Origin of the sequence: Pseudomonas sp. USTB-Z (assembly GCF_019691255.1) — a bacterium.
Classification (GTDB): domain Bacteria; phylum Pseudomonadota; class Gammaproteobacteria; order Pseudomonadales; family Pseudomonadaceae; genus Aquipseudomonas; species Aquipseudomonas alloputida.
Genome location: NZ_JAECZP010000015.1, coordinates 63,455 through 77,490, shown reverse-complemented (window position 1 = coordinate 77,490; position 14,036 = coordinate 63,455). Strand labels below are relative to the sequence as shown.

Here is a 14,036-nt window from a genome sequence, read left to right as displayed (position 1 = left end):
ATCGCACCACGGTCGCCCTTCGCGCCGAAAAAAGCACCAGCAAGGTGCAACGAATAAGAACAATAAACGGAGTCATCGACGATGCTGTCATTGCAGCCGCAGGCGTTCGCGCCTACCCGTTCCTTTGCCGCACGCCCCTCAGCCATCGCCAGCGCCCTCGCGCTTGCCGGTGTCGCCCCGATGAGCCAGGCCGCCTTCTTCGAAGACAGCACGGCCACCTTCGAAACCCGCAACATGTACTTCAACCGCGACTTCCGCGACGGCACCAGCGCGCAGCAATCCAAGCGCGATGAATGGGCCCAGGGCTTCATCCTCAATTTCGAGTCTGGCTACACCGATGGCACCGTAGGCTTTGGCCTGGACGCATTGGGCATGCTCGGCATCAAGCTCGACTCCAGCCCCGACCGTACCGACAGCGGCCTGCTGCCGACCCACGATGACGGCAAGGCTGCCGACGAATACTCCAAGCTGGGCCTGACCGGCAAGGTGAAGATCTCCCAGACTGAACTCAAGATCGGCACCCTGATCCCCGAATTGCCGACCCTGCAGCCCAACGACGGGCGTATCCTGCCGCAAACCTTCGAGGGCGGCCTGCTCACCTCCAAAGAGATCAAGGGCCTGACCTTCACCGGTGGCCGCCTGGACAAGGCCAAGGATCGCAACGACACCAACTGGGAAGACCTGGCGCTGAACAACAAGAACGGCCGCTTCGGTGGCAGCTTCAGCGCTGACAACCTGGCCCTGGGCGGGCTCGACTACCAGTTCACCGACCGCATCACCGGCAGCTACCACTTCGCCCAGCTCGACGATATTTACCGCCAGCACTTCATCGGCATGGTCGCCACCCAGCCATGGGGCCCGGGCACCTTGGGTGCCGACCTGCGCCTTGCCATCAGCGACGACGCCGGTGCAGCCAAGGCCGGCAACATCGACAACACCACCGTCAACGGCATGCTCAGCTATGCCCTGGGCGGGCACAAGGTCAGCGCCGCCTGGCAGCAGCTGTCTGGCGAAAGTGCCTTCCCGTATGTAGATGGCGCCGACCCGTACCTGGTCAACTTCGTCCAGATCAACGACTTCGCCGGTGCCGACGAACGCTCCTGGCAGGCGCGCTACGACTACAACTTCGCCGCGCTCGGCGTACCGGGTCTGACCTTCATGACCCGTTACATCAGCGGTGACAACGTCAGCCGTGCTGCCGGTGGCGAAGGCAAAGAGTGGGAACGCAACACCGAACTGAAGTACGTGGTACAAAGCGGCCCGTTGAAGAACGTCGCCGTGCGCCTGCGCAACGCCACCTTCCGCTCCAACTTCGCCCGTGACGCGGATGAAGTGAGGCTGTTGGTCAGCTACAGCGTGGCGCTGTGGTAACCCCATAGCGGTAATCCAATAACAACAACGCTCACGGAGATCGACGATGACCTTTTCACTGCGCCGCCTCGTCCTCGCTACCGGCTGCCTGCTGTTGGCCGGCAACGCCCTCGCTGCAGAACCGAAACGCCCCGAATGCATCGCACCCGCCTCCCCTGGCGGTGGCTTCGACCTGACCTGCAAGCTGGTGCAAAGCGCACTGGTACAAGAAAAAATCCTCAGCAAGCCGATGCGCGTCACCTACATGCCCGGCGGTGTCGGCGCGGTCGCGTACAACGCCGTGGTCGCCCAGCGCCCGGCAGACGCCGGCACGCTGGTGGCCTGGTCCAGCGGCTCACTGCTTAACCTGGCCCAGGGCAAATTCGGCCGTTTTGACGAAAACGCGGTGAAATGGCTGGCTGCCGTCGGCACCAGCTACGGTGCCATCGCGGTGAAAAGCGACTCGCCCTACAAGACACTTGATGACCTGGTCGCAGCGCTGAAGAAAGACCCGAGCAAGGTCGTGATCGGTTCCGGCGGTACCGTCGGCAGCCAGGACTGGATGCAGACCGCGTTGATCGCCAAGGCCGCAGGCATAAACCCGCGCGACCTGCGCTACGTGGCCCTGGAGGGCGGCGGCGAAATCGCCACGGCATTGCTGGGCGGCCATATCCAGGTCGGCTCTACCGACATTTCCGACTCCATGCCGCACATCCAGAGCGGCAACATGCGCATCCTCGCGGTGTTCTCTGAAAACCGCCTGGACGAGCCGGAAATGAAAGACATTCCTACTGCCAAGGAGCAGGGCTACGACATCGTCTGGCCGGTGGTGCGCGGTTTCTACCTGGGGCCAAAAGTGAGCGACGAGGACTACGCCTGGTGGAAGGCCTCGTTCGACAAGATGCTGGCCTCCGAGGACTTCGCCAAGCTGCGAGACCAGCGCGAGCTGTTCCCGTTCGCCATGACCGGCGAAGAGCTGGACGGCTATGTGAAGAAGCAAGTGGCTGACTACAAGGCACTGGCCAAGGAATTCGGCCTGATCCAGTAAGCCTGTCGGACTCACCACCACCCCTGTGGGAGCGGCCTTGTGTCGCGATCGGCCGCGAAGCGGCCCCTGGCAAAGCCGATACGATGCTTCGGACTGATCGCATCGGCAGGTTTAGCGGCCGCTTCGCGCCCGATCGCGACGCAAGGCCGCGCCCACAGGATGTGCATTTCACTTGAGCAATCCCAGCGAGGATTCCCCAATGATCCTTCAACGCATTTTCGCCCTGGCCCTGCTGGCGGTGTGTGCCGCCCTGGCCGTGATGGCCTGGCCCTATCAGGCTGCATTCTCCTATGAACCGGTGGGCCCGCGCGCTTACCCGCTGCTGGTGCTCGGCCTGATGGGGCTGGGCCTGCTGTACCTGGTGTTCCGCCCAACGCCCATCGTGCGCAAGGATGACGAACCGGAGCTGGACCGCGAGACCCTGATCAAGATCACCGCCTGTGTCGGCCTGCTGATCGTCTTCGCCGCCACTTTTGAAGCGCTCGGCTTCATCCTCAGCGCCATCCTGGTCGGCCTGCCCATGGCTCGGCTGTACGGTGGCCGCTGGCTGCAAAGCGCCATTGTGGTGGCCGGCATGAGCATTTTCCTCTACTGGCTGTTCGACCGTGTGATGGACGTGCCACTGCCCCTTGGCCTGCTGAGCGTACTGGAGAACTGACATGGATACCTTGAGCTACCTGGGCCAGGGCTTCGGCATTGCCCTGTCCCCTTACAACCTGGTCACCGCCCTCTCCGGCACCTTGATCGGCACCGTGGTCGGCCTGCTGCCGGGCCTGGGCCCGATCAATGGCGTGGCCCTGCTGATCCCCATCGCCTTTGCCCTCGGCCTGCCGCCGGAATCGGCGCTGATCCTGCTGGCGGCGGTGTACCTGGGCTGCGAATATGGCGGGCGTATCAGCTCGATCCTGCTGAACATCCCGGGCGAAGCCTCGACCGTGATGACAACCCTGGACGGCTACCCGATGGCTCGCCAAGGACTGGCAGGCGTCGCGCTGTCGCTGTCGGCCTGGAGCTCGTTCATCGGCGCCTTCATTGCCACCTGCGGCATGGTGCTGTTCGCCCCGCTGCTGGCGAAATGGGCCATCGCCTTCGGCCCGGCGGAGTATTTTGTGCTGATGGTGTTCGCCATCGTCGCGCTGGGTGGCATGGCCGGTGACAAACCACTGAAAACCTTCATTGCCGCTCTCATCGGCCTGTTCCTGTCGGCGGTCGGCATCGACGCCAACAGCGGCGTGTACCGCTTCACCGGTGACAGCGTGCACCTGGCCGACGGCATTCAGTTCGTGGTGCTCGTGCTGGGCCTGTTCTCCATCAGCGAAATCCTCCTGCTGCTGGAAAAGACCCACCATGGCCACCAGGCGGTCAAGGCTACCGGCCGTATGCTGTTCAACTTCAAGGAAGCGGCCTCGGTGTTCCTGGTCAACATCCGTTGCGGCCTGCTCGGTTTCATCATGGGTGTTCTACCCGGCGCCGGCGCAACGCTGGCCAGCGCCGTGGCCTACATGACCGAGAAACGCATGGCCGGGGAAAGCGGCAAGTTCGGCAAAGGCGATGCCCGTGGCCTGGCAGCGCCGGAAACGGCCATTGGTGCGTCCTGCTGTGGCGCCCTGGTCCCGATGCTGACCCTGGGCGTACCGGGCTCTGGCACCACAGCTGTGATGATCGGCGCCCTGACCCTGTACAACATCACCCCTGGCCCACTGCTGTTCGAACAGCAGCCAGATATTGTCTGGGGCCTGATCGCCTCGCTGTTCGTCGCCAACATCATGCTGGTGATCCTCAACATCCCGATGATCCGCATCTTCACCCGCATCCTCGCCGTGCCAAACTGGGCGCTGGTGCCGGTGATCGCCATCATCACCGCGATCGGTGTGTACGCCGTGCATGCTACCACCTTCGACCTGTTCCTCATGGTCGGTATCGGCATCATGGGCTACATCCTGCGCAAGCTGGACTTCCCTCTGTCGCCGATTCTGCTGGGCTTCATCCTCGGCGGGCTGATGGAGCAAAACCTGCGTCGGGCGCTGTCGATCTCCAACGGTGAACTGGGCATCCTCTGGTCCAGCCCGATCAGCATGGGCGTCTGGGCGCTGGTAGTGCTGATGCTCGCCCTGCCGCTGCTGCGCATCTGGCGCAAACGCAGCCTGCAGCGCCGGGCCCTGGCCGATGCCTGATCGGTCGTTGCCATTGTTCGTCGCGACCGGGCTGGTCGGCCTTGCTGGCGGTTTTGCCGCCAGCAAGGTCGGCTGGCCTTTGCCATGGATGGTCGGTTCATTGCTGGCGATCATCCTGGTGCGCTGCCTGACGCGTTGGCAGCTGTCGGAAATCCCCAACGGCCGCAAGTGCGGGCAGTGGATCATCGGCATCGGTATTGGCCTGCACTTCACCCCTGCAGTGATCGAGCAGGTGGCCAGTCATTTTGCGCTGATCTGCTTCGGTGCGTTGTTCACCACCCTGTCCAGCGTGATCAGCGTATGGCTGCTGCGGCGAACCGGCGAAGACCGCGCCACCGCGTTCTTTGCCAGCATGCCAGGCGGTTCGGGAGAGATGGTCAACCTTGGGGCGCGCAATGGCGCGGTGCTCAGCCAGGTGGCGGCAGCGCAGAGCCTGCGTGTACTGGCAGTGGTGCTGTGCGTGCCAGCGCTGTTCAAGTTTCTGCTGGGTGACGGGGTACCACTGAACCACACCGGTAGCGTGAGCTGGGGCTGGCTGGCGTTGATTGCGCCCTTGGGCGTTGCCGTTGCCTTGCTCTGGCAGCGCTTGCGCCAGCCCAACCCATGGCTGTTCGGGCCATTGCTGGTCGCGGCTACGGTCAGCCTGGCCGGCAACCTGCAGATCGCCCTGCCCAACGGCGCCAGCCAGATCGGCCAGTGGCTCATCGGCAGCGGCCTGGCCTGCCACTTCAACCGCGCGTTCTTCCGACGCGCACCGTCGTTCCTGGGGCGCACCTTGATGGCCACGGCGTTGTGCATGGCGATTGCCGGCAGTGCCGCGTGGGTGCTGAGCATGATGACTGCACTGGACTTGCGTTCGCTGACACTGGGGATGATGCCTGGCGGGATCGCCGAAATGAGCCTCACGGCCGAAACGTTGCAATTGTCAGTGCCGCTGGTGACGGCACTGCAGGTGATGCGCCTGATCTTGGTGTTGTTTCTGGCAGAACCGCTTTTCCGGTTGTGGGACAACAGGTATTCAAGCTGCAAGCCCCCTGAAGATAGATAGTTACCACTTGCCCAATGCCCGGGTGAATAGAGTCGGATTGCTGCCCTGATCGCCAGCAAACCCACACTTCCCGGCATTCAAGAGGTAATGATGAAAGTCCGTCTTTCTTGCAACTATCGCTCGGCTATTGCCTGGGCATGCCTTGCCATCAGCGCAGGCAGCTTTGCCGCAGAGTCACCTGCCCCCGTCCAGATCAACGTCGTGGCTATCAATGATCTTCACGGCTACCTGGAACCCAACCCCCAGGACTACGCCGGCGCGCAAGGCGCTACCCGCCTGACCTACGGCGGCATCGCCACACTCGGCGCCATGCTCGATGAACTGCGAACGCAGGACCCCGATCTGCTGTTCATCGGGGCTGGCGACTTGATAGGGGGCAGCCCCGCCATTTCTGCGCTGTGGGCTGACGAGCCTGTGCTTGAGGCCTTGAACGCGATGGGCATGATTGTCAGCGCATCCGGGAACCACGAACTGGATGCAGGCAAGGCCGAGTTTCTTCGTCAGATCCACGGAGGATGCGAGTCAACGCGCCCTGAAAAGGCCTGCACGTTTCGCGGCAATTATCCAGGAAGTGGCTTCCCTTACATAGCGTCCAACCTGATCGATACCACCACGGGCGAGCGCTTGCTACCGGCCTATCACATTCAAGAGGTGAAAGGGGTCAAGATAGCGTTCGTCGGTGCCGTGCCACGCAACATGGAAAAAGTGGTCTCGGCCAGAGCATTCGCAGGGCTCAAAGCCACAGATGAAGCGCAAGCCATCAATGACGTGATTCCGGAGCTCAAGGCCAAAGGCGTCAATGCAATCATCGCGGTCATGCACCAGGGAGGGGATACGGTCGAGCCGTTCGACACGCAGGATTGCAGCCAGCTGAGTGGCGCGGTCGTCGACGTGGCGAAGCGGCTGGATCCCGCGGTAGATGCTGTCATCAGCGGTCACTCGCATGCCAGCTATCAATGCAAGGTGGGTGACCTGAGCATCACTCAGGCTGGCAAATACGGCCACTTCCTGACTCAGTTGAAGTTGCAGGTAACGCCAGGCACCCATCACGTCACGAACATCACCGCCCGCAATATTCCTGCTGACCCACAGAACTACCTGCCGAATGCCAAGTTGACGAGTTTGCTGGAGGAAGTGCGTCAGCGGTCCGGGGAAAAATTGCTCGAACCCATAGGACGCATCTCGACGGCAGAACTTGACCGTAAAGAAAATGCCGCCGGTGAAACAACCTTGGGGAACCTGGTCACGGATGCCCAATTGGCCATGACCCAGGCGTTTCAGACACAAGTTGCCTTTCTCAACCTGGGTGGGCTGCGCAGTGATCTTATCCAGCCTGCCGATAGCGACCTGACCTACGAACAATTATTCGCCGTACAACCGTTCAATAACCCGTTGGTGGTTCAGGAACTGACAGGCAAGCAGATTACCGAACTGCTCAACCTTCAATGGAACAGGGGCAGTTTCAATCCGCTGCAAGTATCGAAGGGTTTTCATTATGAGTGGGATGGTTCACGGCCTGTCGGCAGCCGTGTCGTCGAGGGCAGTGTGCGTCTTCACGGCAAACCCGTTGAGCCGTTGACCCATTATCGCGTCGTCAGCAACCTGTTCCTGGCCGATGGTGGCGGTGGCTTGGCCACTTTCAAAGAAGGAAGGCGACGCCAGGACACCGGCATCTCCGACCTGGAAGCCTTGGTGGCGTATGTGCGCCAGAACCATGAGCGGGGTATTGCTATTGGCCAGCGCAGCGAGCCGCGCATCAGCATGACGCCCTGAGCGATTGCGTACCCCACCCCGGTTTCTCACAGCGGGGGCAGTGCCCAGTCGATGGGCCCGAGTCCCCGCTGTTCGAGGAAGCTGTTGGTACGGCTGAAATGCCCGCAACCGATGAACCCGCGGTACGCCGACAGCGGCGAAGGATGGACCGACTTCAGTACCAGGTGCTTGGTACCGTCGATCAGCTTCTGCTTGCTCTGTGCGTGCGCCCCCCATAGCAGGAATACCACGTTCGGGCATTGCTCACTGACCACTTGAATGATCCGGTCGGTAAACAATTCCCAGCCTTTCTTGGCATGCGACGCGGCATTGGCGCGCTCGACTGTCATGGTCGTGTTGAGCAACAGAACGCCTTGTTCTGCCCAGCTCTGGAGGTAGCCGTGGCTGGGGATCGGGATGTTCAGGTCGCGCTGCAGCTCCTTGTAGATATTGACCAGCGACGGCGGCGTGGCCACGCCCGGTTGCACCGAGAAGCACAAGCCATGGGCCTGCCCCGGCCCGTGATACGGGTCCTGACCGAGGATGACCACCTTCACCTGGTCCAGCGGTGTCGAATTGAGCGCATTGAAGATCAGCGGCCCTGGCGGGTAGATTTCCTTGCCAGCAGCGTACTCGCCACGCAGAAATTCGCGCAGCTGGTGCATGTAAGGCTGGTCGAATTCACCGCGCAATGCGGCCTTCCAGCTGGGTTCGAGTTTGATGCGATCGTCGTCAGTCATGGGGCCTTCCATAAACAATGGCGCGACACTAGGTAAGCCCTTCGCGCTTGTCAAACGATCCGACCGACGACCGGCATGATTGGCCAGGCAAGCCATACTTGAGCGATGACTTGCGAGAGGTAGTCCATGACCATTCACTGCGAGGTACTCACCGGCGTCGATGGCGCCCGCATCGGCATCGCCACCCTGGATGCGCCCAAGGCGCTCAATGCCCTGACCCTGCCGATGATCGAAGTGCTGGGCGAACAACTGCATGCCTGGGCCCGCGACCCGGGTATCGTCAGCGTGCTGCTGCGCGGCAACGGGGCAAAAGCCTTTTGCGCAGGCGGCGATGTACGTGCGCTGGTGCAAGCCTGCCGCGACCACCCCGGCAGTGTCCCACCGCTGGCGGCCTCTTTCTTCGCCGCCGAATACCGCCTGGACTTTGCCCTGCACACCTACCCCAAACCGTTACTCTGTTGGGGCCATGGGCATGTGCTGGGTGGCGGCATGGGGCTGCTGCAAGGCGCCAATGTGCGTATCGTCACACCCAGCAGCCGGCTGGCCATGCCGGAAATCAGCATCGGCCTGTACCCTGACGTAGGCGCCAGTTGGTTCCTGGCCCGGCTGCCGGGCAAGCTGGGTTTGTTCTTCGGCCTGACCGGCGCGCCGATCAACGCCCGCGATGCCCTTGACCTGGGCCTGGCTGACCGTTTTCTGGGCGAGCACCAGCAAGAGGCCTTGATCGAAGAGTTGCTGCAACTCAACTGGCAGGAGCAGACCGCCATACAACTGAACAGCTTGCTCAAGGCCGAGCAGCATCGTGCCTGCGCCGAGCTGCCTGATGCCCAGTGGCTGCCACGACGGCATGTGATCGATCAGTTACTCGACGTGGCGGATGCGGCTTCAGCCTGGCGCGCGCTGGAAAGGCTCAAGCAGCATGACGACCCATTGCTGGCAGATGCCGGCCAACGCCTGCATGAGGGTTGTCCGCTGACGGCGCATCTGGTCTGGGAGCAAATCCGCCGGGCGCGGTACCTGTCGTTGGCGCAAGTGTTCCAGATGGAATACAGCATGAGCCTGAACTGTTGCCGTCACCCTGAATTCAGTGAAGGCGTGCGCGCTCGCCTGCTGGACAAAGACAACCAGCCGCGCTGGCACTGGCCTGATGTGGCGCAAGTGCCGGCGGCGGTAGTCGAGGCGCATTTTGCCAAGGCATGGGAAGGACGGCACCCATTGGCGGATGTGGGTTAGTCTGCTGATGCGGGGGCTGCTTTTCAGCCCCCGCCTCCGCTCAGCTAGCGCTGCCAGTTTCCTCCTCGCCCCTGCCCGCCCCGCCCGTCCCAGCGCCCGCGGTCGTCAACCTGCCGATTGGAGTGCCGGTCGCCCTGCCGGTAACGCTGGCTGTCATTGCGATAGTCATGGCGATCCCGGTCCTGCCGGTAGTCTTGCCGCTGGCGATTGCCGTAGTCATAGCGCGGGTTGCCATGCCACTGGTTCATCCTCGGCTGCGGATAGGGCCGGTAATGGGGCACAGGGGCCGACCGATTGTAGTAACGGGGAGCAGGCTGATAGTAGTAGCGCGGCGCAGGCGCTACATAGTACCGGTCATAGCGGTAATACCCCGGCGCCACATAGCGGTCGGTGGAGTAGTAGTCCGAACGGTAGTAGCCCCCGCGTTCATAGTACGGGGCGCAGGCCGAAGTCATCAGCCCCAGCAGGGCGATCAACAGGATTCGATAGGACATGGCGGCCTCCTGGACCGCTGGAGTGCCCGAACAGCGGCGCTGGCGAGCGTCGAGACGAGATGCGTCAATCGACATTGACTAAGACAGCGGCGCGCAGGTGCAGTGCCATTTCTGCAATAACTTGATACAGCTGAAATAACCCTGAAAAACTTGCAGTCATTTGTCGGCCATCTCACTAGAATAAGCGGCTCGGCACACATCACGGGAAGATCATGCCCTTACGTTCCGCTCTGTTCTCGCAACGCTCGCTGATCGTTACCCTGCTCGTGTTATTGGCCTGCGGCTTCCTGGCCACCTCGCTGCTCAGCTACTTCTCCTCGCGCAGCGCCATCCGCGACGGCATCATCAATACCGAATTGCCGCTGACCTCCGACACTGTCTACTCGGAAATCCAGAAAGACCTGATCCGCCCGGTGCTGATCGCCTCGATGATGGCCCAGGACACCTTCCTGCGCGACTGGGTGCTGTCCGGCGAGCAGGATACCGAACGCATGACCCGCTACCTGAGCGAGGTCATGGGCAAGCAGGACATCTTCACGTCCTTTTTCGTGTCCGATCGCACGCGGACCTACTACCAGGCCAAAGGCGTGCTCAAGCACGTCGAACCGGGCACCTGGCGTGATGCCTGGTATTTCCGTCTGCGTGAACTCAAGGCCCCTTATGAGATCAACGTCGACCTGGACATGGCCAACCAGGACAGCCTGACCGTGTTCATCAACTACCAGGTGCACGACTACCAGCAGCGCTTCATCGGCGCGGCAGGCGTAGGGCTGAGCGTATCGTCGGTGGTCAAGCTGATCGATCAGTACCAACGCCGCTACCAACGCGCGGTGCTCTTCACCGATGCCAAAGGCAAGGTGCTGTTGACCGGCTCCGAGGGTGGCCCGCATGGTTTGCAAGTTGGCCAGTCACTCAGCGACAACCCTGAGCTGAAAGCCATGCTGGCCGAGCAGAGGGTGCCGGGCGAAGGCAGCCACGAGTACCATGACAGCGAAAACCACAGCCACTTTCTCAACGTTCGCCACCTGCCCGAACTGGACTGGTACCTGTTGGTGGACAAACGCGAAACCGGCGTCCTCGACCGCATTCGCCATGCGCTGTACCTGAACCTGGCGATCTGTACGATGATCACCCTGGTGGTGCTGGCACTGGTGCATGCCATGGTCCGCCGCCACCAGGCCAGCACCGAAGCCTTGGCCACGCTCGACAGCCTCACCGGCTTGCACAACCGGCGCAGCTTCGACCTGCTCGCCGCCCAGGCGCTGCGAGACGCCCGGCGCGACAGTAGCCCTCTGGTGGCCTTGCTGATTGATCTGGACCACTTCAAGGCGTTGAACGACAACCACGGCCACCTGGCAGGTGACGAAGTGCTACGCCAATTCGCCAATGTGCTGCAAGGCAGCCTGCGTCAGTCAGATATACTGTGCCGCTGGGGCGGTGAGGAATTCATCGTGCTGCTGCGCGAAGCTGAAGGCGGCCAGGCCGTCGAGGTGGCGGAAAAGATCCGGCGACGCACCGAACAGCTGACCTTCAGTTACGACAACCAGCCGCTGCGACTGACCACCAGCATCGGCCTGAGCAGCCTGCAACCGGGGGATACCCTGCACGCCCTGCTGACCCGCGCCGACCGCGCGCTTTATCGTGCCAAGCAGGCTGGCCGCAACCGCGTCTGCAGTGAAACCCGCCATGAATGACAAGCAACACTGCCCCGCTTGCGGTGCCCTCAACCAGTGCAGCCTGGCCGACCCACGCCGTGCCACCCAGGCGTGTTGGTGCTACAGCGTGACCATCGACCCGGCCGTGCTTCAGGCCCTGCCCGATGAACTGCGTAACAAGGCCTGTCTGTGCCCGCGCTGCGCCGCCGTTGAAGAACAGCTCCGTCCATCCGCTGCCCACTGATCGTTGCCATGCGCCTTGACCGTTTCCTCGCCAACCTGCCCAGCTACAACCGCCAGCAAGTTCGCCTGATGCTGGCGCAACGCCGCGTGCGGGTGGACGGCAAGGTCGCCAGTGACCCGCTGACCGACGTGCGTGAATTCAGCCGCGTAGAGCTGGACGAGCAACTGCTGCAGGCCGGCCGTCCGGCCCGCTACCTGATGCTGTACAAGCCCACTGGCTGCGTAAGCGCCACCCACGATCCGCAACACCGTACCGTTCTCGACCTGCTGCCCACGGCGTTGCGAGATGACCTGCACATAGCCGGGCGCCTGGATTTCAACACCACCGGCCTGATGATCCTGACCAACGATGGCCAGTGGTCACGGCGCCTGACCCAGCCTGCTACCAAGCTGCCCAAGCATTATCTGGTGGACACCGAGGACGAGATTGGCGAGCACTATGTGGCCAAGTTTCGCGAGGGTTTCTATTTTGCCTTCGAAGACCTCACCACCCAACCAGCCCGGCTGGAGATCCTCGGCCCCCACCGAGCCCGGTTGGCAATCGTCGAGGGGCGGTACCACCAGGTCAAACGCATGTTCGGGCACTTCAACAACAAGGTGGTGGGGCTGCATCGGGAGAGCATGGGAGCGATCCGGCTGGATCCGGGGTTGGCGCCGGGGGAGTATCGTGAACTGACGGGCAATGAGATAGCCACTGTCCAGGCGTGACAGACAGCCCCTGTCGTCACACGACCGCTCAGCGACAAAAGTCACATTACTTACCGAACGGCACTTGCGCGATCCCCAACCCACTGCTTGAATCCAAATCGTCAGTCTGCATGTGACTACCAAGTCACACCTGCAGCCGATGACACTTTTTGCCGGCCACCCAAAGCCTAGATGCCTTGGGGCACGGCAAATTGCCCGCCAAAAACAATACCGTCGACGCAAGTGCCAAGGATCGACACAGGGCCCCCGGTTTATCTTCAGGCAAATGCCTACCTGTCATAAAGAACGTGCACCCTAGGTGACGCGAATACCCTTTTTGCGCCAGGAGTCGATGACATGAGGCCAGAAATCGCTGTACTTGATATCCAAGGTCAGTATCGGGTTTACACGGAGTTCTATCGCGCGGATGCGGCCGAAAACACGATCATCCTGATCAACGGCTCGCTGGCCACCACGGCCTCGTTCGCCCAGACGGTACGTAACCTGCACCCACAGTTCAACGTGGTTCTGTTCGACCAGCCGTATTCAGGCAAGTCCAAGCCGCACAACCGTCAGGAACGGCTGATCAGCAAGGAGACCGAGGCGCATATCCTCCTTGAGCTGATCGAGCACTTCCAGGCAGACCACGTGATGTCTTTTTCGTGGGGTGGCGCAAGCACGCTGCTGGCGCTGGCGCACCAGCCGCGGTACGTGAAGAAGGCAGTGGTGAGTTCGTTCTCGCCAGTGATCAACGAGCCGATGCGCGACTATCTGGACCGTGGCTGCCAGTACCTGGCCGCCTGCGACCGTTATCAGGTCGGCAACCTGGTCAATGACACCATCGGCAAGCACTTGCCGTCGCTGTTCAAACGCTTCAACTACCGCCATGTGAGCAGCCTGGACAGCCACGAGTACGCACAGATGCACTTCCACATCAACCAGGTGCTGGAGCACGACCTGGAACGTGCGCTGCAAGGCGCGCGCAATATCAACATCCCGGTGTTGTTCATCAACGGCGAACGCGACGAGTACACCACGGTCGAAGATGCGCGGCAGTTCAGCAAGCATGTGGGCAGAAGCCAGTTCAGCGTGATCCGCGATGCGGGCCACTTCCTGGACATGGAGAACAAGACCGCCTGCGAGAACACCCGCAGTGTCATGCTGGGGTTCCTCAAGCCAACCGTGCGTGAACCCCGCCAACGTTACCAACCCGTGCAACAGGGGCAGCATGCATTTGCCATCTGAGCGGCTCGGCGCCTTGTAGCAAATACCCGCAGGCCACGGGGCGCCGACAAGCTTTTTTATAACTTGGGCTTCTAATTCGCTGAAGGTTCTGGTAAAAAGTCGAGCTCAGATGCGGGTATAGTTTAGTGGCAAAACGAAAGCTTCCCAAGCTTTAGTTGAGGGTTCGATTCCCTCTACCCGCTCCACATCGCATTCCCGCATGGCGTTCCAGCAACGTCATCGCAGTCAAAAGGAGCCAAGGCTCCTTTTTTCGTTTTTCACCCTGCCTTGACCTGGCCCATGGCCATTTACCCACCGATCCGCTTCAATGCGCATCGGGCCTTTGCGTGCGCAAGCGAAACGGCTTGTGGCGGGTAGGCTCAATGGA

Annotated in this window: 13 protein-coding genes and 1 tRNA gene; 12 read left to right on the top strand and 2 right to left on the bottom strand. The window is 61.6% G+C overall.

Annotated elements, in window-relative coordinates:
• Positions 1-81 precede the first annotated feature (81 nt).
• From I8746_RS17920 to I8746_RS17895, 6 genes are all read left to right on the top strand, one after another.
• Positions 82-1,371 (top strand): OprD family porin, encoded by a 1,290-nt coding sequence (locus I8746_RS17920; RefSeq protein WP_003252026.1) that lies wholly within the window; start codon positions 82-84, stop codon positions 1,369-1,371.
• A gap of 46 nt (positions 1,372-1,417) precedes the next feature.
• Entirely contained in the window at positions 1,418-2,398 is a 981-nt protein-coding gene (locus tag I8746_RS17915; RefSeq protein ID WP_003252023.1) for a tripartite tricarboxylate transporter substrate binding protein, read from the top strand.
• A 199-nt stretch (positions 2,399-2,597) separates the two neighbouring features.
• The gene (locus I8746_RS17910; RefSeq protein ID WP_017147937.1) at positions 2,598-3,056 is read left to right on the top strand and encodes a tripartite tricarboxylate transporter TctB family protein; all 459 of its coding nucleotides are present in this window, start codon (positions 2,598-2,600) and stop codon (positions 3,054-3,056) included.
• Position 3,057: 1 nt separating this feature from the next.
• On the top strand, positions 3,058-4,572 hold the full coding sequence (locus tag I8746_RS17905) for a tripartite tricarboxylate transporter permease (RefSeq protein ID WP_003252019.1): 1,515 nt from the start codon (positions 3,058-3,060) through the stop codon (positions 4,570-4,572).
• Positions 4,565-5,620 carry an AbrB family transcriptional regulator gene (locus I8746_RS17900; RefSeq protein WP_014754341.1) on the top strand — a complete coding sequence of 352 codons (1,056 nt, stop codon included), beginning with the start codon at positions 4,565-4,567 and terminating at the stop codon, positions 5,618-5,620. Before I8746_RS17905 ends, I8746_RS17900 begins: the two co-directional genes overlap by 8 nt.
• Before the next feature lie 90 nt (positions 5,621-5,710).
• On the top strand, positions 5,711-7,393 hold the full coding sequence (locus tag I8746_RS17895) for a bifunctional metallophosphatase/5'-nucleotidase (RefSeq protein ID WP_192907693.1): 1,683 nt from the start codon (positions 5,711-5,713) through the stop codon (positions 7,391-7,393).
• Positions 7,394-7,419: 26 nt separating this feature from the next.
• On the opposite strand, the gene ung is transcribed toward I8746_RS17895, so the two are convergent.
• Positions 7,420-8,112, bottom strand: a complete 693-nt coding sequence (ung, locus tag I8746_RS17890; protein WP_003252014.1) for a uracil-DNA glycosylase — start codon at positions 8,110-8,112, stop codon at positions 7,420-7,422.
• Between the two features lie 126 nt (positions 8,113-8,238).
• Between ung and I8746_RS17885 the strand changes: the two genes are divergently transcribed.
• Positions 8,239-9,345 (top strand): enoyl-CoA hydratase/isomerase family protein, encoded by a 1,107-nt coding sequence (locus I8746_RS17885; RefSeq protein ID WP_221100904.1) that lies wholly within the window; start codon positions 8,239-8,241, stop codon positions 9,343-9,345.
• A 44-nt stretch (positions 9,346-9,389) separates the two neighbouring features.
• Here I8746_RS17885 and I8746_RS17880 read toward each other — a convergent pair whose 3' ends face one another.
• On the bottom strand, positions 9,390-9,839 hold the full coding sequence (locus I8746_RS17880; RefSeq protein WP_014859154.1) for a hypothetical protein: 450 nt from the start codon (positions 9,837-9,839) through the stop codon (positions 9,390-9,392).
• A gap of 212 nt (positions 9,840-10,051) precedes the next feature.
• Here I8746_RS17880 and I8746_RS17875 point away from each other — a divergent pair, with 212 nt between their 5' ends.
• The 5 genes from I8746_RS17875 (at position 10,052) to I8746_RS17855 (ending at position 13,854) form a co-directional block, all read left to right on the top strand.
• Positions 10,052-11,533, top strand: coding sequence for a diguanylate cyclase (locus tag I8746_RS17875; RefSeq protein WP_221100903.1), 1,482 nt, complete (start codon positions 10,052-10,054; stop codon positions 11,531-11,533).
• Positions 11,526-11,738 (top strand): cysteine-rich CWC family protein, encoded by a 213-nt coding sequence (locus I8746_RS17870; protein WP_003252007.1) that lies wholly within the window; start codon positions 11,526-11,528, stop codon positions 11,736-11,738. The genes I8746_RS17875 and I8746_RS17870 overlap by 8 nt, the downstream gene beginning before the upstream one ends.
• An 8-nt stretch (positions 11,739-11,746) precedes the next feature.
• The gene (locus I8746_RS17865; protein WP_221100902.1) at positions 11,747-12,445 is read left to right on the top strand and encodes a pseudouridine synthase; all 699 of its coding nucleotides are present in this window, start codon (positions 11,747-11,749) and stop codon (positions 12,443-12,445) included.
• A gap of 336 nt (positions 12,446-12,781) precedes the next feature.
• Entirely contained in the window at positions 12,782-13,669 is an 888-nt protein-coding gene (gene phaG, locus I8746_RS17860; protein ID WP_003252003.1) for a (R)-3-hydroxydecanoyl-ACP:CoA transacylase, read from the top strand.
• Positions 13,670-13,780: 111 nt separating this feature from the next.
• Positions 13,781-13,854: transfer RNA gene (locus I8746_RS17855), tRNA-Gly, on the top strand.
• The last annotated feature ends 182 nt before the right edge of the window (positions 13,855-14,036 follow it).